16 protein-coding genes and 1 pseudogene are annotated in these 20676 nt (G+C 71.5%); 11 read left to right on the top strand and 6 right to left on the bottom strand.

The window, feature by feature from the left end; genetic code table 11:
* The first annotated feature begins 15 nt into the window (after positions 1-15).
* The 3 genes from ACFY01_RS22255 (at position 16) to ACFY01_RS22245 (ending at position 3368) form a co-directional block, all read left to right on the top strand.
* Complete coding sequence (locus ACFY01_RS22255; protein WP_390737443.1) at positions 16-909, top strand: NTP transferase domain-containing protein; 894 nt, start codon at positions 16-18, stop codon at positions 907-909.
* Positions 906-2303, top strand: a complete 1398-nt coding sequence (locus tag ACFY01_RS22250) for a molybdopterin molybdotransferase MoeA (protein ID WP_390737442.1) — start codon at positions 906-908, stop codon at positions 2301-2303. The genes ACFY01_RS22255 and ACFY01_RS22250 overlap by 4 nt, the downstream gene beginning before the upstream one ends.
* A 75-nt stretch (positions 2304-2378) precedes the next feature.
* Positions 2379-3368 carry an NAD(P)H-quinone oxidoreductase gene (locus tag ACFY01_RS22245; RefSeq protein WP_390737441.1) on the top strand — a complete coding sequence of 330 codons (990 nt, stop codon included), beginning with the start codon at positions 2379-2381 and terminating at the stop codon, positions 3366-3368.
* A gap of 31 nt (positions 3369-3399) precedes the next feature.
* On the opposite strand, the gene ACFY01_RS22240 is transcribed toward ACFY01_RS22245, so the two are convergent.
* A complete protein-coding gene (locus ACFY01_RS22240) occupies positions 3400-3999 on the bottom strand; it encodes a hypothetical protein (RefSeq protein ID WP_390737440.1) in 600 nt (199 codons plus the stop codon).
* Between the two features lie 133 nt (positions 4000-4132).
* On the opposite strand from ACFY01_RS22240, the gene ACFY01_RS22235 reads away from it, so the two are divergent.
* On the top strand, positions 4133-4672 hold the full coding sequence (locus ACFY01_RS22235) for a bacterial proteasome activator family protein (protein WP_390737439.1): 540 nt from the start codon (positions 4133-4135) through the stop codon (positions 4670-4672).
* Between the two features lie 136 nt (positions 4673-4808).
* On the opposite strand, the gene ACFY01_RS22230 is transcribed toward ACFY01_RS22235, so the two are convergent.
* Entirely contained in the window at positions 4809-6437 is a 1629-nt protein-coding gene (locus ACFY01_RS22230; RefSeq protein WP_390737438.1) for a protein kinase, read from the bottom strand.
* 345 nt (positions 6438-6782) lie between these two features.
* Here ACFY01_RS22230 and ACFY01_RS22225 point away from each other — a divergent pair, with 345 nt between their 5' ends.
* On the top strand, positions 6783-8372 hold the full coding sequence (locus ACFY01_RS22225; RefSeq protein ID WP_390737437.1) for a protein kinase: 1590 nt from the start codon (positions 6783-6785) through the stop codon (positions 8370-8372).
* A gap of 63 nt (positions 8373-8435) precedes the next feature.
* Here the strand turns inward: ACFY01_RS22225 and ACFY01_RS22220 are convergent, their stop codons facing one another.
* Entirely contained in the window at positions 8436-9479 is a 1044-nt protein-coding gene (locus ACFY01_RS22220) for a phosphotransferase (RefSeq protein WP_390737436.1), read from the bottom strand.
* 489 nt (positions 9480-9968) lie between these two features.
* Between ACFY01_RS22220 and pdhA the strand changes: the two genes are divergently transcribed.
* Genes pdhA through ACFY01_RS22205 form a run of 3 tightly spaced genes read left to right on the top strand, consistent with a single transcriptional unit; the run spans position 9969 to position 13592 of the window.
* On the top strand, positions 9969-11180 hold the full coding sequence (pdhA, locus tag ACFY01_RS22215) for a pyruvate dehydrogenase (acetyl-transferring) E1 component subunit alpha (protein ID WP_390737435.1): 1212 nt from the start codon (positions 9969-9971) through the stop codon (positions 11178-11180).
* A 2-nt stretch (positions 11181-11182) separates the two neighbouring features.
* Complete coding sequence (locus ACFY01_RS22210; protein ID WP_390737434.1) at positions 11183-12172, top strand: alpha-ketoacid dehydrogenase subunit beta; 990 nt, start codon at positions 11183-11185, stop codon at positions 12170-12172.
* Between the two features lie 10 nt (positions 12173-12182).
* On the top strand, positions 12183-13592 hold the full coding sequence (locus ACFY01_RS22205) for a dihydrolipoamide acetyltransferase family protein (RefSeq protein WP_390737433.1): 1410 nt from the start codon (positions 12183-12185) through the stop codon (positions 13590-13592).
* Positions 13593-13683: 91 nt separating this feature from the next.
* On the opposite strand, the gene ACFY01_RS22200 is transcribed toward ACFY01_RS22205, so the two are convergent.
* Positions 13684-14661 (bottom strand): Bro-N domain-containing protein, encoded by a 978-nt coding sequence (locus tag ACFY01_RS22200; RefSeq protein WP_390737432.1) that lies wholly within the window; start codon positions 14659-14661, stop codon positions 13684-13686.
* A gap of 238 nt (positions 14662-14899) precedes the next feature.
* Between ACFY01_RS22200 and murJ the strand changes: the two are divergent.
* Positions 14900-16470 (top strand): annotated as a pseudogene (gene murJ, locus ACFY01_RS22195) (murein biosynthesis integral membrane protein MurJ).
* Positions 16471-16529: 59 nt separating this feature from the next.
* On the opposite strand, the gene ACFY01_RS22190 reads toward murJ, so the two are convergent.
* Positions 16530-17432: a D-alanyl-D-alanine carboxypeptidase family protein gene (locus ACFY01_RS22190; RefSeq protein ID WP_390737431.1), complete on the bottom strand. Its 903-nt coding sequence runs from the start codon at positions 17430-17432 to the stop codon at positions 16530-16532.
* Between the two features lie 233 nt (positions 17433-17665).
* Here ACFY01_RS22190 and ACFY01_RS22185 point away from each other — a divergent pair, with 233 nt between their 5' ends.
* Positions 17666-18340 (top strand): GntR family transcriptional regulator, encoded by a 675-nt coding sequence (locus ACFY01_RS22185; protein WP_390737430.1) that lies wholly within the window; start codon positions 17666-17668, stop codon positions 18338-18340.
* On the top strand, positions 18337-19644 hold the full coding sequence (locus tag ACFY01_RS22180) for a nitrate/nitrite transporter (RefSeq protein WP_390737429.1): 1308 nt from the start codon (positions 18337-18339) through the stop codon (positions 19642-19644). Before ACFY01_RS22185 ends, ACFY01_RS22180 begins: the two co-directional genes overlap by 4 nt.
* A gap of 190 nt (positions 19645-19834) precedes the next feature.
* On the opposite strand, the gene ACFY01_RS22175 is transcribed toward ACFY01_RS22180, so the two are convergent.
* Positions 19835-20602 (bottom strand): SAM-dependent methyltransferase, encoded by a 768-nt coding sequence (locus ACFY01_RS22175; RefSeq protein ID WP_390737428.1) that lies wholly within the window; start codon positions 20600-20602, stop codon positions 19835-19837.
* Positions 20603-20676: the final 74 nt, after the last annotated feature.

Genomic DNA, 20676 nt, shown 5'->3' with positions numbered 1-20676 from the left:
GGACATACTCGGAGGGTGACCGACAACCTCCCGGCCGCCGGACCCGCCCTGCCGTACGACGCCGTCGTGCTGGCCGGCGGCGCCGCCCGGCGGCTCGGCGGGGCCGACAAGCCCGGCCTGCGGGTCGGGGGACGCCCACTGCTCGACCGGGTGCTCGCGGCCTGCGCCGACGCGGCCACGACCGTCGTCGTGGCCGACCCCCGCGCCACCGCCCGCCCGGTGCGGTGGGCCCGCGAGGAACCCCCGGGCGCCGGGCCGGTCGCCGCGCTCGACGCCGGGCTGCGGCACACCACGGCGGAGCACCTGGTCCTGCTCTCCGCCGACCTGCCGTTCCTCGAAGCGGCCACCGTGGGGCGGCTGCTGGCGGCGCTGCGCACCACCGCCGCCGAAGGCGTGCTGCTCACCGACGCGGACGGACGCGACCAGCCGCTGGTGGCCGCGTACCGCACGGCCGCGCTGCGCCGTGAGCTGACGACGCTCACCGACGCCCACGGCGGCCTCACCGGGCTGCCCCTGCGCCGGCTGACCGGCGCGCTGGACCTCACCCGCGTCCCGGACCCCGTCGCCTCCTTCGACTGCGACACCTGGGACGACATCGCCGCCGCCAGGGCACGGATCAGGGAGCATGGGCACGTGTTGGATGAATGGATCTCCGCAGTCAAGGACGAGCTGGGCATCGACCTGGACGTCGACACCGGCGTCCTGCTCGACCTCGCCCGTGATGCCGCGCACGGCGTGGCCAGGCCCGCCGCACCGCTGACCACCTTCCTCGTCGGCTATGCCGCGGCCCAGGGCAAGGGCGGCCCCGAGGCGGTCGCCGAGGCCGCCCGGAAGGCCGCGGCACTGGCCCTGCGCTGGGAGGAAGAGAGCAACCCCGCCCAGCCCGCCCCGGGTCCGGACGCCGGATGACCGCCCGCGCCACCCGGACCGGCGGGTACGCCGAGCACGCCGAGGAAACGGACGACCTCGACGTCGAGGAGGCGCTCGCCCTCGTGAGGGAACCCCGCGAAGACAACGGCCCCGCCGCAGGCGGCCCCACCCGCGGCGGCCAGGTCCCCGCGCCCGCCGCCGAGGCGGGGCACGCCTGCGACGACCGGCACCACAAGGCCTCCCCCTGGCCCCAGGCGCGCGAGACCGCCGCCCGCGCGGCCCGGGCCGGTGCCCGCCGTGCCCCGGTCGCCGTCTCCCTCGGGGACGCCCTGGGCCTCGCCCTCGCCGCCCCCCTCGACGCCCTCACCGACCTCCCCTCCTTCGACACCTCCGCGATGGACGGCTGGGCCGTGGCGGGCCCGGGCCCCTGGGACGTCCGGGAGGAGGGCGTCCTGGCCGGTCACGGCCCTGCCGAGCCGCTGACGGACGGAGAGGCGGTACGGATCGCCACCGGTGCCCGCATCCCGCCGGACACCACCGCCGTCCTGCGCAGCGAGCACGGCCGCACCGACGGCAAGGGCCGACTGCACCCCACCCGCGACACCGTCCACGGCCAGGACATCCGCCCGCGCGGCCAGGAATGCCGCAGCGGAGACCAGCTGCTGCCCGTCGGCACCCTGGTCACCCCCGCCGTCCTGGGGCTCGCGGCCGCCGCCGGATACGACACGGTCACCGCGGTCCCCCGTCCCCGGGCGGAAGTCCTGGTCCTCGGCGACGAGTTGCTCACCGAGGGCCTCCCGCACGACGGGCTCATCCGTGACGCGCTCGGCCCGATGCTGCCGCCCTGGCTGCGCGCCCTGGGCGCCGAGGTCACCCGGGTGCGCCGACTCGGCGACGACGCCAAGGCCCTGCACAAGGCCGTCACCTCGTCCGACGCCGATCTCATCGTCACCACCGGCGGCACCGCCTCCGGCCCCGTCGACCACGTCCACCCCATCCTGCGCCGCATCGGTGCCGAACTCCTCGTCGACGGCGTCAAGGTGCGCCCCGGCCACCCCATGCTGCTGGCCCGCACCAAGGAAGGGCAGCACCTCGTCGGCCTGCCCGGCAACCCCCTCGCGGCCGTCTCCGGTCTGCTCACGCTCGCCGAGCCCCTGCTGCGGACCCTCGCCGCCCGCCCGGCCCCCGAGCCGTACACGCTGCCGTTGAAGGACGCGGTGCACGGGCATCCGCACGACACCCGGCTCATCCCCGTCGTGCTGCGCGGCGATCACGCCGTGCCGCTGCACTACAACGGCCCGGCGATGCTGCGCGGCATCGCCGCCGCCGACGCGCTCGCGGTCGTACCGCCGGGCGGTGCCCGTCAGGGGCAGGAGGCCGAGCTGCTCGACCTGCCATGGGCGGCCGCCGGGATCGGGGTGTGTTTCACGTGAAACCCCGGGACCGGGCCGGCCACGACCGGGTGGCCCTCGACCGCTCGGCTCCCGGCGAGGAGTAGCGTCGCCGCCATGTATGCGATCACGATTCCCGAACCCGGTGGACCCGAGGCGCTGGTCTGGGACGAGGTCCCCGATCCGGTGCCCGGGGAAGGCGAAGTGCTGGTCGAGGTGGTGGCCGGCGCCGTCAACCGTGCCGACATCATGCAACGGCAGGGCTTCTACGACCCGCCCCCCGGTGCGTCCGTGTACCCGGGCCTCGAGTGCTCCGGCCGGATCGCCGCGCTGGGGCCCGGTGTGGCCGGCTGGTCGGTCGGTGACGAGGTGTGCGCGCTGCTCTCGGGCGGCGGCTACGCCGAGAAGGTCGCCGTCCCGGCCGGGCAGCTGCTGCCCGTGCCCAAGGGCGTCGGCCTGAAGCAGGCGGCGGGGCTGCCCGAGGTGGTCTGCACCGTCTGGTCCAACGTCTTCATGGTCGCCCATCTGCGCCCCGGTGAGACGCTGCTCGTGCACGGCGGTTCCAGTGGCATCGGCACGATGGCGATCCAGCTCGCCAAGGCGGTCGGCGCCAAGGTCGCCGTCACGGCCGGCACCAAGGAGAAACTGGACTTCTGCGCCGAACTGGGCGCCGACATCCTGATCAACTACCGGGAGCAGGACTTCGTCGCCGAGGTCAAGGAGGCCACGGGCGGCGCGGGTGCCGACGTCATCCTCGACAACATGGGCGCCAAGTACCTGGACCGCAACGTCAGGGCCCTCGCCGTCAACGGCAGGATCGCCGTCATCGGCCTCCAGGGCGGAGTCAAGGGGGAGTTGAACCTGGGCGCGCTGCTCACCAAGCGGGCCGCGATCAGCGCGACCTCGCTGCGCGCCCGTCCGCTCGGCGAGAAGGCGGCCATCGTCGCGGCCGTACGCGAGCACGTCTGGCCACTGCTCGACGGCGGCCACGTCCGGCCGGTCATCGACCGCGAGCTGCCGATGCCCGAGGCGGCCGAGGCCCACCGGGTGGTGGAGGAGAGCGGTCACATCGGCAAGGTGCTGCTGACGGTGCCCGAGCGGAGCTAGGACAGGCTCTGGTACGGGTACGGGTGCCTGACTAACCGCGCCGCACCCGCAGTCCCACGAACGCGAGCCCCAGGCCCAGCCCGACGAGGATGAGGCCGCTGCCCAGCGGCAGGATCCGCACGAAGGGCTCGGCGGCGTCCTCGCGGCCCCGGGCGACGGTCCGGTCCTGGTCCTGCGGCGGCGCGGAGGGGACCGGTACCGCCTGCCCCGGCGACTCGGAGACGGCGGGGGGCTCCGTGCCGCCGTCCTGCGGCTCCTGTGCCTCCTCCGCCTCGTCCTGCGGGTCCACGTCCTGTGGATCCGCGTCCTGGGCGGGGGCGGTGTCGTCGTCCCCCTCGATCCGCGCGGCGGGCTCCTCCAGCCGCCCGGGCCGCCGGCGCCCTTCACCGGCCCGGCTGCCGGCCCGGGAGGGACTGGCGGAGGGCGAGGAGGAGCGGCCGGGGGCGGGGGAGTGCGTGGCGGAGCCCGAGGGCGTGGGCTGGGCGCCGTACGACGCGGTGGCGCCGTACGGCAGCACGACCGCCGCGAGGAGAAGCGGCAGCGGTGCCACGCGAAGTGTGAAGCGCAGCCATGGAGTCACGTCGGTGACCTCCCGAGCCCAGTCGGCAAGACCGTCGCCGACAAGCCTCACATTCACCTCTCAACCAGGCATTCCGGATTACTCCGGAGGGTCTAAGGGGGGCCCGAGGCGGGTCGAAAAGGTGGATCAGCGGCGTCGGGGGGCACGACGGTGATGAGGTGTACACGTGCGAGAGAATGGCGGCATGGAGATGCCGAGGAACGATAGGTCGCCGGAGAACCCGCAGATCCTGGTCGTGGGCCAGGACGGGACGGCGCTCGGTGGCGGTGGGGACGAGGGCTCCCGTGAGATCCCGGTGACGGAGCAGGTGGAGCAGCCCGCCAAGGTCATGCGGATCGGCAGCATGATCAAGCAGCTGCTGGAGGAGGTCCGGGTGGCGCCTCTGGACGAGGCCAGCCGGGTCCGGCTCAAGGAGATCCACGCGAGCTCGGTGAAGGAGCTGGAGGACGGCCTGGCGCCGGAGCTCGTCGAGGAGCTGGAGCGGCTCTCCCTGCCGTTCACCGACGAGGTGACCCCCAGCGACGCGGAACTGCGGATCGCGCAGGCCCAGTTGGTGGGCTGGCTGGAGGGACTCTTCCACGGTATCCAGACGACCCTGTTCGCCCAGCAGATGGCCGCGCGGGCCCAGCTGGAGCAGATGCGCCGCGCCCTGCCGCCGGGCATGAGCCAGGAAGGCGCCGACGATCCCCGTGCGGGCGGCCGCTCGGGTGGCCCGTATCTGTAGACGACCGCAGCGTAGAGCGCCGCAGTGTAGACGGCCGTAGCGAGACGGCCTCAGCCATAGAGGGCCGCAGCCGTAGACGGCCTCAGCACGAAGGGCCCGGCCAGGAGGCCGGGCCCTTTCCGATGCGCATGGCGGCTCAGCCGGTCGCCGGGTTGCCGGTGGAGACCCTGATCTCGATCGTCGGCATGTCCTTCGGGGAGACGTCCGTGCCGGCGGTGGGGAACTGCCCCATGACCGCGCCCTCGCCGTAGGTGTTCTCGTCGACCTTGACTTCCTTCATCTGCCAGCCGGCGGCCTGGAAGCACGCCTTGACCGACTTGATGTACTTGAACTTGAAGTCCGGGACCTGGATCTTTTTCGGGTCGTTGTAGGACTCCTCCGGCTCCGTGCACTCGGTCGTCTCGACCGTCTTCGACGTGTCCGGTCCGCGGTGACCCACCGCGTCGGAAGGCGAGGCCGAGGTGCTGGAGCCCCCGCCCTTGGCGTCGTCGTCGCTGCCGCCGGTGTTCATCACCAGTGCCACGATGAGGCCGACGACCGCGACCAGGGACACCGCGATCGAGCCGATGATCACCGGTCGGTTGCCCTTGCCGCCGCCCGGCCCGGAGGACTGGACGGAGGTCTGGGGCGTGATGTTGTACGGCGGCGGGGTGCCGGGCGCCTGCTGCCCGTAGCCCATCGGCGCCGTCTGGTAGCCGCCCTGCTGGGGGTAGCCGTAGGACGGGGCGCCGTACGGAGCCGGCGCCGGGACAGGCTGGTACGGCGTCTGCACGGGCCCGGTGGGTGCCGGGGTGGCCTGGTCGACCGGCGGGAACACCGCGGAGCCGACGCCCGCGCCGCTCTGCGTCGGGCCGGCGCCGGGCACGATGCTCGGCGCGGCCGTCTGGAGGGAGGCGGCGACGCGCAGGCACTCGTCACGCATGGACTCGGCGGTCGGGAAGCGCTCGTTCGGGTTCTTCTTCAGCGCACGGGTGATCAGCGCGTCCACCGCGGGCGGCAGGGAACGGTTGATCGAGGAGGGCACCACCGGCTCCTCCTGCACATGCGCGTACGCGATCGCCAGCGGCGAGTCCGCCTCGAACGGCAGCCTCCCGGTGACCAGCTGGAACAGCATGATGCCGACCGAGTACAGGTCGGAGCGGGCGTCCACCCCACGGCCGAGCGCCTGCTCCGGCGACAGGTACTGCGGGGTGCCGACGACCATGCCGGTCTGCGTCATCGAGGTGACCCCGGACTGCATCGCGCGGGCGATGCCGAAGTCCATGACCTTGACGACACCGCGCTTGGTCATCATCACGTTGCCCGGCTTGATGTCCCGGTGGACCAGGCTCATCTCGTGGCTGATCTCCAGCGCGGCCAGCACATCGGCGGTGATCTTCAGCGCCTTGTCGGCGGGCATCGCGCCGTACTGCCGGACGTCCTCGTCGAGGACCGAGCCCAGCGGGCGGCCCTCGACGAACTCCATGACGATGTACGGCGTGGTCATCCCGTCGAGGGAGTCCTCGCCCGTGTCGAAGACCGAGACGATGTTGGTGTGCGTGAGCTTGGCCACTGCCTGGGCCTCGCGGCGGAAGCGCTCGCGGAAGGCCTGTTCCCGGCCGAGTTCGGTGTGCAGTGTCTTGATGGCGACCTGGCGGTCCAGCACGGTGTCGTACGCCAGGTGCACCGAGGCCATGCCGCCTTCGCCGAGCAAGTCGCGCAGCTGGTAGCGGCCGGCGGCGAGAGACCGCCCCGCGTACCGGCCCTGAGCGCCGTCCTGGCTCATGTTCTGCGTCCCCCATAGGCGCCGGTGACCGTGCAGCCGGTGACCCGAAGCCGGTGATCCAATGTGCTATTCCCGGCCAAGTCTGCCCCAGGGCGGTGACACGTCAAGCTCGGTGCCCGATCCGTGACCGTAAGCGAAAGAAGCGTCGCGGAAGCGTTACAGCGGGCGTACCTCCGGTACACAGAATTTGCACGACAGCGCGTGCTAGAGGTTTCATGGCCGGTCCGTCTCGGGCCGGTCCCGGATCCGATCCCGGACCGGAGGCTTGCGCGGAGGCTGTAGCGTGGCCGACGGAGACCGTAACAACACCGCGCGCACCGCGGGCAGAAACGACGGCGAGGACCGATGGCACAGACGCACAGCGCCCAGGGCCCGTCCGACCCCGAGGCGTCTGGCGGCGGCATGTCAGAGACGCCGGAGATGTGGGGCAACGGAGGGCTCGTCGGCGACGGCCGGTACCGGCTGACCCACCGGCTCGGCCGGGGCGGCATGGCCGAGGTGTTCGCGGCCGAGGACGTCCGCCTGGGCCGGACGGTCGCCGTGAAGCTGCTGCGCGCGGACCTGGCCGAGGACCCGGTGTCCAAGGCCCGCTTCACCCGCGAGGCACAGTCGGTGGCCGGGCTCAACCACCACGCGATCGTCGCCGTGTACGACTCCGGTGAAGACTTCGTGGGCGGCCAGTCCGTGCCGTACATCGTGATGGAGCTGGTCGAGGGCCGCACCATCCGCGACCTGCTGCTCAACGCGGAAGCGCCGGGCCCCGAGCAGGCCCTGATCATCGTCTCCGGCGTCCTGGAGGCGCTGGCCTACTCGCACCAGCACGGCATCGTGCACCGCGACATCAAGCCCGCCAACGTCATCATCACCGACAACGGCGCCGTCAAGGTGATGGACTTCGGCATCGCCCGCGCCCTGCACGGCGCGTCCACGACGATGACGCAGACCGGCATGGTCATGGGCACCCCGCAGTACCTCTCCCCGGAGCAGGCGCTCGGCAAGGCCGTCGACCACCGCTCCGACCTGTACGCGACGGGCTGTCTGCTGTACGAACTCCTCGCGCTGCGGCCCCCGTTCACGGGTGAGACCCCGCTGTCGGTGGTCTACCAGCACGTCCAGGACATTCCGGTGCCGCCGTCGCAGACCTCGGAGGGGACCTGCCCGCCGGAGCTGGACGGCCTCGTCATGCGCTCCCTCGCCAAGGAGCCGGACGACCGCTTCCAGACGGCCGAGGAGATGCGCGGGCTGGTCCAGTACGCGCTCCAGATGCTGTACGACCAGGGCGGCCACACCGGCACCTGGAACACCGGCCCGGTGGACACGCACGACGGCCGGCACACCCCGGCGGCCGGTTTCGCCGGGACGACCGTCATGCCGCACCCCGCGGACGCCTCGGGCACCACACAGATCCCGCAGACGATCCTGCCCGCCGGGTACGGCAACGGCGACGACGGCGGCTTCGAGGGGCACGGCAACAAGGGCAGCGGCCGCGGCAAGCTGTGGATCCTCGCCGTGCTCGCGGTGATCGCCATCGCGGCGGGCGTGGCACTGGCGCTTCAGCACAAGGGGACCAACACCGACGATCCGGGCACCAAGACGTCGCCGACCAGCTCGCACTCCTCCAAGGAGACGAAGAAGGCCGAGAGCCCGACCGACGAGCCCACCGACGAGCCCACCGACACGTCCACGGACGACAATTCGGACAACGGCAGCGGCGGGAACTGGCAGCCCTCGTCGCCCACGCCGTCGTACACCCAGTCCGACACGGCCAGCAGCGACCCGACCGACGAGCCGACGGATCCGCAGACCTCCCAGGAGCAGCCGACGGACCCGGGGACCGAGACCCAGACGCAGCCGTCGGACCCGGCCACGGACCCGGGCACCGGCACGGACGACGGCGGGGCCACGGACGGCGGCGCCGGGGGCGGTGCCCCTTGAAGGACACCCACACCGACTGACGCGGGTGCGCCGGCCCACTGAGCCGCGACCGGCCGCGCCGCGTCACTCCACGAACGCGTCGCACACCGCGTCGTACTCCCGCGTCCACCACACGGCGAGCGCCGAGGCCGCCGGGAACTGCGGGTCGGCGCGGGTGTCGCCGCGTTCGTAGTGCCAGCGCAGCATCCAGAAGTCGTTGAGGCGCTCCCACCACACCCGGTGCACCGCCGCGGCCAGTTCGGAGGGCGTGGCCCCGGCCGCGCGCCGGTACGCGCGCGCGTACGCCCGCACTTTCGGCAGGTCGAGGGCTCCCATGGGCCGTACGAAGAAGATCGCGGCGGCGCGGACGGCCTCCTCCGCGCGGGGCTGCACGCCGAGCCGGTCCCAGTCGACGATCGCGGCCGGCGCATCGCCCTTGTAGAGCAGGTTGAAGGGGTGGAAGTCGCCGTGCACCCAGCCCACCGGGCCGCCGCGCGGCGGGCGCCGGTCGACGTGCCGCTCCAGCAGTTCCCGGCGTTCCAGCAGCCGGTGGCGGGCCAGTTCGTCGAAGGCGTCGAAGGGGCGGTGGCGGCGGACGTGGGCGAGCAGGTCGTCGATGAGGGCGAACGTGTCGGCGGGGTCGGCGCTCTTCACCGGATGGGGGCTCGTGGCGGGGCGGGTACGCCCCTTGGGGGGCATCACACGCTCTAGGCAGGCGTGCACCGCGCCCAGGAGCGCCCCGAGCCGGGCGCACTGGCCGGGGGTGAGCTGGCCGCCGTGGCGGTGCCTGCCGTCGATCCAGGGGTACAGGGCGTAGGCGTGGCCGCCGACGACGGCGACCGTGCGTCCGTCGCGGTGGGCGAGCGGCTGGGCGACGGGGACGCCGAGGGCGGCCAGGCGCTGGGTGGCCCGGTGCCGGCGTTCGATCGCGGCCGGGTCGGCGGTGTCCGGGTCGAAGTGGTGCTTGAGGAAGTAGCGGCCGCGGGTGGTGCACACGCGGTAGCCGCGGTTGAGCAGACCCTGGTCGACGGGCTCGCAGGTGACGGCGGAACCGGCGGCATAAAGGCGCAGCAGGGCGCCCAGAGGGGGCGCGTGGGGTACGAGGGGGGGTACACATGAGCGCGGCACGCGCCAGATGGTAGGGCAACGCAAGAGCCCGTGAGCTGGGCCTTGTCACAGGCAGTCGCGGGCGGTCGCTTTCGGTCACGACTGCGTCACGCCTGCGTCAGGTGTGCGGCACCGTGCCCGCCGTGCCTCCGTCGTCCGAAAAGATGCGCCCGGCCGCCCGGCGCCGGTGGCCGGCGCGCGACACCGACTCTTCCCGTGACCTGGGTGAGCGGGATAACGTGCCGTTGCTCCGGCCTCCTGCAAGGCTGTGACCAGCATCCTTCCGGTCCTGACCGATTTACTTGGAAATCCAAGCAAAATGGCAGGTCAGGAGGGGTTTCACAGAAATGTGGCGCACTGGGTAACGTGACCGTTGCAGGGCGCTCGCCGGGGCACCTGTCACGCCTGTTCCCGGCCGAGTGGCACCCACCCCGTGCCCGGTGGTCGAAAACAGGTGAGCCGCACTGGCCTACCGGCAACCCCGGGGGCCGGACCGACGGAGGAGCACACGTGACCGTGGACAGCACTGCCGCGCGCCAGCCGCGACGCAGCGCCGGAAGCAAGGCCGGCACCACCGGCACCAAGCGCACCACTCGCACCACCGCCCAGAAGAGCGCCGACCCGGAGCTCGTGCAGCTGCTGACCCCCGAGGGCAAGCGGGTCAAGCACGCCGAGTACGACAAGTACGTCGCCGGCATCACGCCCGAAGAGCTGCGCGGCCTGTACCGCGACATGGTGCTCACCCGCCGCTTCGACGCCGAGGCCACCGCCCTCCAGCGCCAGGGCGAGCTCGGCCTGTGGGCCTCGCTGCTCGGCCAGGAGGCCGCCCAGATCGGCTCCGGCCGCGCCCTGCGCGACGACGACTACGTCTTCCCGACCTACCGCGAGCACGGCGTCGCCTGGTGCCGCGGGGTCGACCCGACCAACCTGCTCGGCATGTTCCGCGGTGTGAACAACGGCGGCTGGGACCCGAACGGCAACAACTTCCACCTGTACACGATCGTCATCGGCTCCCAGACGCTGCACGCCACCGGCTACGCGATGGGCATCGCCAAGGACGGCGCGGACTCGGCGGTCATCGCCTACTTCGGCGACGGCGCCTCCAGCCAGGGCGACGTCGCTGAATCGTTCACCTTCTCCGCGGTCTACAACGCCCCGGTGGTGTTCTTCTGCCAGAACAACCAGTGGGCGATCTCCGAGCCGACCGAGAAGCAGACCCGCGTCCCGCTCTACCAGCGCGCGCAGGGCTACGGCTTCCCCGGCGTCCGCGTCGACGGCAACGACGTACTGGCCTGCCTCGCGGTCACCAAGTGGGCGCTGGAGCGCGCCCGCGGCGGCGAGGGCCCCACCCTGGTCGAGGCGTACACGTACCGCATGGGCGCCCACACCACCTCGGACGACCCGAGCAAGTACCGGGCCGACGAGGAGCGTGAGGCCTGGGAGGCGAAGGACCCGATCCTGCGTCTTCGCCGGTTCCTCGAGGCCTCAAACCACGCGGACGAGGGATTCTTCGCGGAACTCGAGACCGAGAGCGAGACGTTGGGCAGGCGAGTGCGCGAAGCGGTCCGCGCCATGCCGGACCCGGACCACTTCGCGATCTTCGAGAACGTGTACGCGGACGGGCACGCGCTCGTCGACGAGGAGCGCGCCCAGTTCGCCGCCTACCAGGCGTCGTTCGCCACGGAGTCGGACAGCGGCCTCGCCGCTGGAGAGGGGGTCTGATCATGGCAGTGGAGACGGTGAAGAACCTGCCCCTGGCCAAGGCGATCAACGAGTCGCTGCGGCGCGCCCTGGAGGCGGACCCCAAGGTCATCATCATGGGCGAGGACGTCGGCAAGCTCGGCGGTGTGTTCCGGGTGACCGACGGCCTCCAGAAGGACTTCGGCGAGAGCCGCGTCATCGACACCCCGCTGGCCGAGTCGGGCATCGTCGGCACGGCGATCGGGCTGGCCCTGCGCGGCTACCGCCCGGTGGTGGAGATCCAGTTCGACGGCTTCGTCTTCCCGGCGTACGACCAGATCGTCACGCAGCTCGCGAAGATGCACGCCCGCTCGCTCGGCAAGGTCAAGCTCCCGGTCGTCGTGCGCATCCCCTACGGCGGCGGCATCGGCGCGGTGGAGCACCACTCCGAGTCGCCGGAGGCGCTGTTCGCGCACGTCGCCGGTCTGAAGATCGTCTCCCCGTCCAACGCCTCGGACGCCTACTGGATGATGCAGCAGGCCATCCAGAGCGACGACCCGGTGATCTACTTCGAGCCGAAGCGGCGCTACTGGGACAAGGCCGAGGTCAGCACCGAGGCGATCCCCGGCCCGCTGCACAAGGCGCAGGTGGTCCGAGAGGGCACCGACCTGACCCTCGCCGCCTACGGTCCCATGGTCAAGCTCTGCCAGGAGGTCGCCGCCGCGGCCGCCGAGGAGGGCAAGAACCTGGAGGTCCTGGACCTGCGCTCGGTCTCCCCGATCGACTTCGACTCCATCCAGGCCTCGGTGGAGAAGACCCGCCGCCTGGTCGTGGTCCACGAGGCACCGGTGTTCTTCGGCTCCGGCGCGGAGATCGCCGCCCGGATCACCGAGCGCTGCTTCTACCACCTGGAGGCCCCGGTGCTCAGGGTCGGCGGCTACCACGCCCCGTACCCGCCGGCCCGCCTGGAGGAGGAGTACCTGCCGGGCCTGGACCGGGTGCTCGACGCCGTCGACCGCGCCCTGGCGTACTGAGGAGAGGGTCGTGACGACGATGACGGAAGCATCCGTGCGTGAGTTCAAGATGCCGGATGTCGGCGAGGGCCTGACCGAGGCCGAGATCCTCAAGTGGTACGTCCAGCCGGGTGACACGGTCTCCGACGGCCAGGTGGTGTGCGAGGTCGAGACCGCCAAGGCGGCCGTCGAACTGCCCATCCCGTACGACGGAGTGGTCCGCGAACTGCGCTTCCCCGAGGGCACCACGGTGGACGTGGGCACGGCCATCATCGCGGTGGACGTGGCGGGCGGCGCGCCCGCCGAGGCACCGGCGCCCGCTGCCGCGCCCGCTGCCGCGCCCGAGGAGAAGAAGCCGGAGGAGCCGAAGACCGAGGGCTCGGGCCGCCAGCCGGTACTGGTCGGCTACGGCGTCGCCGCCTCCTCGACCAAGCGGCGCCCCCGCAAGGGCCCGGAGGTCGCGGTCCCCCAGGCCTCGGCGGCGGTCCAGTCGGAGCTGAACGGCCACGGGCCCGCGGCCGCGAAGCCCCGCCCGCTGGCCAAGCCGCCGGTGCGCAAGCTCGCCAAGGACCTGGGCGTCGACCTGGCCACGGTCACCCCGTCCGGCCCCGACGGCATCATCACGCGCGAGGACGTCCACGCGGCCGCGGCCCCGGCGGCAGCGGCCCCCGCGCCGGTGACGGCCGCGCCCGTGTCCGTACCCGCCGTTCCCCCGGCGCCGGTCGCGACGTACGACACGGCCCGCGAGACCCGCGTCCCGGTCAAGGGCGTCCGCAAGGCCACCGCGCAGGCCATGGTCGGCTCGGCGTTCACGGCACCGCACGTCACGGAGTTCGTGACGGTCGACGTCACACGCACGATGAAGCTGGTCGAGGAGCTCAAGCAGGACAAGGACATGCAGGGCCTGCGGGTCAACCCGCTCCTGCTGGTCGCCAAGGCCCTGCTGGTCGCCATCAAGCGCAACCCGGACATCAACGCGTCCTGGGACGAGGCGAACCAGGAGATCGTGCTCAAGCACTACGTCAACCTGGGCATCGCGGCCGCCACCCCCCGGGGTCTGATCGTCCCGAACATCAAGGACGCGCACGCCAAGACGCTGCCGCAGCTGGCCGAGGCGCTCGGCGAGCTGGTCGCCACGGCCCGCGAGGGCAAGACCTCCCCCGCGGCCATGCAGGGCGGCACGGTCACCATCACCAACGTCGGCGTCTTCGGCGTCGACACCGGCACGCCGATCCTCAACCCGGGCGAGTCCGCGATCCTGGCGGTCGGCGCGATCAAGCTCCAGCCGTGGGTCCACAAGGGCAAGGTGAAGCCCCGCCAGGTCACCACCCTGGCCCTCTCCTTCGACCACCGCCTGGTCGACGGCGAGCTGGGCTCCAAGGTGCTGGCGGATGTGGCGGCGGTGCTGGAGCAGCCGAAGCGGTTGATCACTTGGGCGTGACGAGCGTCACAGGGTAACCTCGAAGACTCGGAGGTGACGGCCGCAACTTCGTCTTGCGACCGCCCCCTCCGTCTTTCTCACTAAGGGCCTCTCAGGCCTGGTTGAGCACGTACACCGGCGCTCCGTTTTCCGCCGCACCCTGCGAACGGATGCAGGCGTGCTTCTGCAGCAGGCGCAGGCACTCGTTGACGCGGCGCACCGGAAGTCCCGTACGGGCCGCGATCGATTCGAGCGGCTCGCGGAGCTCACCCTGCTCGACGAGGACCGGGGCGATCACCACGGCCACCGTCCATACGTCCTCGGTCACGGACAACCGGTGCCGCCAGTCCGCCAGCAGGGATTCCGTGGTGGGCAGCGCCGTGAGGCGGCCGCCGGGCGCCCGACGTTCGAGGACGAGAGCGTCGAGCCGGTCCGCGATGCGTTCCATCGCCCGGACCATGGCCTGCTGCACGGCGAGTGTGGCCTGCTGGGTGGTCAGCATCTCCCTCTGCAGCGTGACTGTCTCCTTCTGCAGCGCGAGCGATTCCTGCTGTGCGTTCGCAAGCTGCTCGTCCAGCTGGAGGTTGTGCGCCTCGAGCCGGACGATGGCCTCCGCGACCTGGTCCGGCATGGCGTACACGACCGGAGCGCCGGGGTCGAGGGGCTGCACCTCGGCCTCTTCGAGAGTGTAGGAACCCTCCCGCTGAACTGTCTCGATCACCTCGGCGGCCCACTGCTTGAAGGGCTCGCAGGAGGGTTTCGTGCAGGCCTGGACGAGGCGGATCAGGCCCTGGAGATCGATGAGCTGCAAGTCTCGGCGCCACTCCCTACCTGCGGGAACGCTGAGAGAGTGACTTCCAGTCACTGTCTCAAGACTCTCTCGATGGTCCTCCGGGACATGGTCCGTCAGGGCCTTTCGGGTCGTGGTGTACCCCAGCTCCTTGCAGACATCCACCGCCGGAAACCAATGGCTCCCGTCCGGCATCGTCAGCCGCCGCACCCGGGCGCCGGTCGCCGCGTACACGAAGTCGCTGATGTCGATCGCCTCGTGCCGTTCGGCAGAGTCGTGGCGCTTGCTTGGTTCGATCATGTGAACCACCTCCGCTGCGGAACGTAGAGCGGAGCAAATCGAATATGCCAACTCGGACCCGGATATTCACGATTGCGAGCGAAGATCAGCAATATTGCTGACCCACACGGCACTTGAGCGTCAGTGATCTCAACTGACTTATTCTGAACACATGGTGACGGAGTTAAACAACAGCAGAGCGCGGCACGCCAAACGGCGTGACAAGGACAAGGGCGGACTCGCACGCTCCTCCGCGCTCATGGCCGTCGGCACCGTCGTATCCCGGGCGACCGGGCTGATCCGGACGGCTCTGCAGGGCGCGGCGCTCGGCAACGGGCTGCTGGCCACCACGTACAACACCGCCAACACCGTACCCACACCAGCCTGTACACGCTGCTGATCGGCGGCGCGCTCAACGCGGTCCTCGTGCCGCAGCTCGTCCGGGCGCGTAAGACCGATCCCGACGGCGGAAAGGCCTACGAGCAGCGTCTGGTGACTCTGGTCGTCACCGTGCTGGCCGTCGGAACGGCACTCGCGGTGTGGGCGGCGCCGCTGATCGTGCGCATCTACATGCCTGACACCCCCGACGGCCACCAGGCGTTCCGGCTCACCGTGGTCTTCGCCCGGTTCCTGCTGCCGCAGATCTTCTTCTACGGCCTCTTCTCGATCTACGGCCAGGTTCTCAACGCCCGCGAGAAGTTCGGCGCGATGATGTGGACGCCGGTGCTCAACAACATCGTGCTGCTGGCGATGTTCGGCGGCTATCTGAGCCTGATGACCGTGCCGAAGTCGGTCGCGGATATCACAGACACGCAGGTGCGCTGGCTCGGCGTCGGAACCACGGCCGGGATAGCGGTCCAGGCCCTCGCGCTGATCCCCTTCGCCCGCGCCGCCGGCTTCCGCTTTCGTCCCCGGTTCGACTGGCGCGGTACGGGACTGGGTTCCGGCATCCACGCGGCCAAGTGGACACTGCTCTTCGTCCTGGCCAACCAGGTCGCCCTCGCCGTGGTCACCCACTTCGCCGCCGCCGCCGATCAGGAGCTGCCGGACTCCGACGTGGGTTACACCGCGTACAGCTACGCACAGACCATCTGGTTGCTGCCCCAGTCCATCGTCACGGTCTCCCTGGTCACCGCACTGCTGCCGCGCATGAGCAAGGCCGTCGCCGAGGGCCGGATCACCGACCTGCGCTCCGACCTGTCCCGATCGCTGCGGATCAGCGGGGTCGTCATCGTGCCGACGGCCTTCCTCTTCCTCGCGCTGGGCCCGCAGATCACCACGCTGATCTTCGCGCACGGTGCCGCCGACCCGGCCTCCGCCCGGCCGATGGGCCACATGCTCCAGGCGTTCGGTCTCGGCCTGATCCCGTTCTCGGCCCAGTACCTGCTGCTGCGCGGCTTCTACGCCTTCGAGGACACCCGTACGCCGTTCCTCATGGCGGTGTGGATCGGGGCGTGGAACATCGCCCTCGTCACCGCCTGCCACCTGCTCTTGCCCACCCGTCTGGCGGTCACCGGCATGGCCGGCGCCTACACCCTGTCCTACCTGGCCGGACTCGCCCTCACCGCCCGCCTGCTGGCGAGAAAGGCCAGTGGCCGGCTCGACGACGGAACCGTGCGGGTCACCTACACCAAGCTGCTGACCGCGGCGGCCTGCGCGGCGGGGGCGGGCTGGGCGGCCGCGCGGTCCTGCGGCACCGCCCTGGGCACGGGCACCGTACCGGCGGCGCTCGCCGTCCTCGCAGGGACGCTCGTCCTGGCGGTCGTGTACCTCGTACTCGGCCGGCTTCTGAAGGTCGGTGAACTGCGGCGGCTGCCCGGCCTGGGCTGAGTGCCGGACATGCGAAGGGCCCGCCGCTCACCGCGACGGGCCCGTACTCCGCGAGGGCGTCAGCCGAGCTTGGCGAAGCCGTAGTTCATGATCTTCTTCGCGTCCGACTCGCGCTGGGCGATGGAGGAGGAGGCGAGGACGGTGCCGATGACCGTCTTGCCGTTCCGGGTCGCGGCGAAGACCAGGCAGTACTTGGCCTCGGGGCCGGAGCCGGTCTTCACGCCGATGGTGCCGCTGTAGCTGCTGAGGAGCCCGTTGGTGTTGGTCCACGGGTTCATCGTGCGGGTGCTGCCGGTCTTGGTGATCGTCTTGGCCGTGTACGACTTCGTCTTGACGATCGTGCGGAACGTGGAGTTCTTCATCGCGCTGCTGGCGATCTTCGTCAGGTCGCGCGGCGTCGAGAGGTTGTTGCCGTTGCCGATGCCGTCGAACGAGTCGAAGTGCGTGTGCGTCAGGCCCAGGTTCTTGGCGGCGGTGTTCATCTTGCCGATGAAGTTGGCCACGCGCTTGGCGCGGGTGGAGCCGGAACCGTACTTGTCGGCCAGCGCGTAGGCGGCGTCGCAGCCGGAGGGCAGCATCAGGCCGTAGAGCAGCTGACGGACGGTCACCTTGTCGCCGACGATCAGGTGCGCCTGGGAGGCGTTCTTGGCGACGACGTAGTCGCTGTAGGCCTTCTGGATGGTGACCTTGGCGTCGAGGTTGAGGTTCGACTGCGCGAGCACGACCTTGGCGGTCATGATCTTCGTGGTGGATCCCGTGGGAAGCTGGGTGTCCGCCTTCTTGGTGAACAGCGTCGTGGCGTTGGCGTTGTTCATGAGGTAGCCGCCCTTGGCCACGATCGAGGGCGTGGTGACGGCCTGCGCGGGTGCCGCGGTGAGGGCGCCCGTGGCGAGCAGCGCGCCGGAGGTGACGGCGACGGCTGCGGCTCGGCGGATGCGGATGCCCTTAATGCCGGTAATCAAGTAAATACCCCGATTGTCTCGAATGCCCTAGATAATGCGGCCGAGTTGAGGTGGCACAGGAGTGGGGCCGCACGTGTCTGACACGTAAGTAGCACAGAAGGTTGTGTGGCTTCTCGGGGGGTTCCCCATTCCGGATGTGAGATGGGTGACGCCCGGGATGCCGCCGGGACACGCGGGGTCCGCATGGTGGACGGGGAAGGGCTGCGTGTACGTGTTGTATCTAAGATGTGCACATGCCACCAGTGCCGTCCGTCGCCCCGCCCGCACCCCTCAAGCAGCCACCCGCCGCCGACCGCGTCTACACCCACGTCAAGCAAGGCGTCCTGGACCGTCGTTACGAGGGCGGCATCCTGCTCACCGAGGGCGAGCTGGCCGAGGCCGTGGGTGTCTCCCGCACGCCGGTGCGCGAGGCGCTGCTGCGCCTGGAGGCGGAGGGGCTGATCAAGCTCTACCCGAAGAAGGGCGCCCTGGTGCTGCCCGTCTCCGCGCAGGAGATCGCCGACGTGGTGGAGACCCGGCAGCTGGTGGAGGAGCACGCGGCGCGCAAGGCCGTACCCGCCGGGCCCGGGCTGATCGAGCGGCTCGAGGAGCTGCTCGCGCAGCAGAAGGCGCAGGCCGCCGCCGGAGACCTGGCCGCGGCCGCGGTCACCGACCGCTGCTTCCACGCCGAGATCGTGCGCAGCGGCGGCAACGAGATCCTCTCCCGCCTCTACGACCAGCTGCGCGACCGCCAGCTGCGGATGGGCGTCGCCGTGATGCACTCCCACCCCGACCGGATCGCCAAGACCCTCACCGAACACGAGGAGATCCTCGAGGCACTGCGCTCGGGGGACGCGGAAGCGGCGGTGGCGGTCGTGCACCGGCACGTGAGCTGGTTCTCGCACCTCGCGCGGGGGGAGGTCCGATGAGCGCCACGAGCGCCCACACCACCCTTCCGGGGGACCCGCCGGGCGGCCGCCGCGCCGTCGCCGTGTGGTCCATCGGCGTCTCGGTCTACTTCGTCGCCGTCATCTTCCGTACGTCCCTGGGGGTCGCCGGGCTCGACGCGGCCGAGCGCTTCCACGTGAACGCCTCCGCCCTGTCGACGTTCTCGATCCTCCAGCTCCTGGTGTACGCGGGCATGCAGATACCCGTGGGCCTGCTCGTCGACCGGCTCGGCACGAAGAAGGTGCTGACCATCGGCGTCGTGCTGTTCACGGCGGGCCAGCTCGGCTTCGCGTTCTCCCCCTCGTACGGCACGGCGCTCGCCTCCCGCGCGCTGCTCGGCTGCGGTGACGCGATGACCTTCATCAGCGTGCTGCGGCTGGGCACGCGCTGGTTCCCGGCCCGGCGCGGGCCGCTCGTCGCGCAGCTCGCGGGCCTGGCCGGGATGGCCGGCAACCTGGTCTCCACGCTGGTGCTGGCGCGGCTGCTGCACGGTGTCGGCTGGACCCCGGCGTTCGCGGGCAGCGCGGTCGCCGGCGCGGTCGTCCTGGTTCTCGTCCTGCTGTTCCTCAAGGACCACCCCGAGGGCTGCGAGCCGGAGCCCTTCCCGCACCGGGGCGCGGCCTACGTCCGCAGGCAGATCGCCGCCTCCTGGCGGGAGCCGGGCACGCGCCTCGGCCTCTGGGTGCACTTCACCACCCAGTTCCCGGCGATGGTGTTCCTGCTGCTGTGGGGCCTGCCCTTCCTCGTCCGGGCGCAGGGCCTCAGCCGTGCCACGGCCGGTGAACTGCTCACCCTGGTCGTCCTGTCGAACATGGTGATCGGCCTGGTCTACGGTCAGGTCGTCGCCCGGCACCACGCGGCCCGGCTGCCGCTGGCGCTGGGCACGGTCGCGGCGACGGCGGTGATGTGGGCGGCGACCCTCGCCTGTCCGGCCGACCACGCCCCCATGTGGCTGCTGCTGGTGCTGTGCGTGGTGCTGGGCGCCTGTGGCCCGGCGTCGATGCTCGGCTTCGACTTCGCCCGCCCCGCCAACCCGCCGGAGCGTCAGGGCACCGCCTCCGGAATCACCAACATGGGCGGTTTCGTCGCCTCCATGACGACCCTGTTCGCGATCGGTGTCCTCCTGGACGCCACCGGCGACGACTACACCATCGCCTTCTCCGCCGTCTTCGTCCTCCAGGCGCTCGGCGTCAGCCAGATCCTGCGCCTGCGCGGCCGGGCGGCCCGCCGGGAGCGGGAACGGCTGGTCGCCAGCCGGGTGGAGACGGTGCACGTACCCGCCTGACGCGAGCGAGAGGGCCCAGGGCCTGGCGCGAAAAGTCCCTCCCCCAGCCTTCGGCCGGGGCCGCCAGGGCACGCACCGACTGCGACACCAGGCCTGCCCCACGCTCGAACACACTCGCGCGGGGGCACCCCCGTCGCGGCGGGCGCCGGGCCCGCCCTTCGGGCGGACGACGGGACTTTCGCGACGGGCCCTAGCCGGTCACCGGTACGAGGGTGAGGTACGCCAGGCCCAGGACGCCCCGGTAGCCCATCCACTGCCCCCGGTGTCCGTCCAGGCGTTCGCGGGTCCCGGCCGCGAGTGGGTGGTCCGGGTGGCTCGCGAGCCACACCTCGGTGTCCGCCTGGTACGCGGACTCGAACTCCCCCCACTCGGCCGGGCTCGCCGTCTCGGTCCACTCGGGCCGGAACCCGGCCGCCACGGCCAGGTCGACGAGCCGGGCCAGGCTGTGGTGGTCCTCGGCGGAGGCACCCGGCCACATGCCCGACAGCTCGGCCGGCGTCGGCGTCCGCTCCCAGAAGCCCTCCCCGAGCACCACCCGGCCGCCGTCGGTCACCAGCCGGCGCAGCTCCCGCAGGGCTTCGGTGGTGTGCGCGGAAGACTCGGCCGTGCTCAGCGCCTGGCTCGCGCCGAGGCACAGCACGAGGTCGGCGGGGCCGCGCCCGGTGCCCAGGGCGGACTCCTCGACGAACTCCACGCGGTCGGCCAGCCCCCGCGCCCCGGCGTTCAGCCGCCCGCGGGCCAGATCCTCGGCCCGCACATCGATGCCGGTACCCCGGGCGTCCGGTACGGCGTCCAGCACCCGGAGCATCAGTTCGCCCCACCCGCAGCCGATGTCGAGCACGGTCGCGGGACGCGGGCCGGCGAGCCGCCGCACCATCGCCGCCGCCCGGGACTCGGAGAGCGGGCCGTGGAAGGTGAGCCGGGTGAGCCGGGGCGGAAGGCTGTCTTCGGTCGTCATGGCGGCCACGCTAATTTCCGCCGGCCGCCCGGGACACCGGATTTCCCGGCTCCTCACCCCGTCACGGCCTCACC

Origin of the sequence: Streptomyces sp. NPDC001480, assembly GCF_042894725.1 — a bacterium.
Taxonomy (GTDB): domain Bacteria; phylum Actinomycetota; class Actinomycetes; order Streptomycetales; family Streptomycetaceae; genus Streptomyces.
Note: the sequence above shows the minus strand (reverse complement) of the source record. Positions and strands in the feature narration are given on the sequence as shown.

Coding starts and splice junctions, on each gene's coding strand:
- ACFY01_RS22175 (WP_390737428.1), bottom strand. CDS start 20,602: ATGACGACCGAAGACAGCCTTCCGCCCCGGCTCACCCGGCTCACCTTC.
- ACFY01_RS22185 (WP_390737430.1), top strand. CDS start 17,666: ATGCCACCAGTGCCGTCCGTCGCCCCGCCCGCACCCCTCAAGCAGCCA.
- ACFY01_RS22235 (WP_390737439.1), top strand. CDS start 4,133: ATGGAGATGCCGAGGAACGATAGGTCGCCGGAGAACCCGCAGATCCTG.
- ACFY01_RS22245 (WP_390737441.1), top strand. CDS start 2,379: ATGTATGCGATCACGATTCCCGAACCCGGTGGACCCGAGGCGCTGGTC.
- ACFY01_RS22200 (WP_390737432.1), bottom strand. CDS start 14,661: ATGATCGAACCAAGCAAGCGCCACGACTCTGCCGAACGGCACGAGGCG.
- ACFY01_RS22180 (WP_390737429.1), top strand. CDS start 18,337: ATGAGCGCCACGAGCGCCCACACCACCCTTCCGGGGGACCCGCCGGGC.
- ACFY01_RS22225 (WP_390737437.1), top strand. CDS start 6,783: ATGGCACAGACGCACAGCGCCCAGGGCCCGTCCGACCCCGAGGCGTCT.
- ACFY01_RS22210 (WP_390737434.1), top strand. CDS start 11,183: ATGGCAGTGGAGACGGTGAAGAACCTGCCCCTGGCCAAGGCGATCAAC.
- ACFY01_RS22230 (WP_390737438.1), bottom strand. CDS start 6,437: ATGAGCCAGGACGGCGCTCAGGGCCGGTACGCGGGGCGGTCTCTCGCC.
- ACFY01_RS22250 (WP_390737442.1), top strand. CDS start 906: ATGACCGCCCGCGCCACCCGGACCGGCGGGTACGCCGAGCACGCCGAG.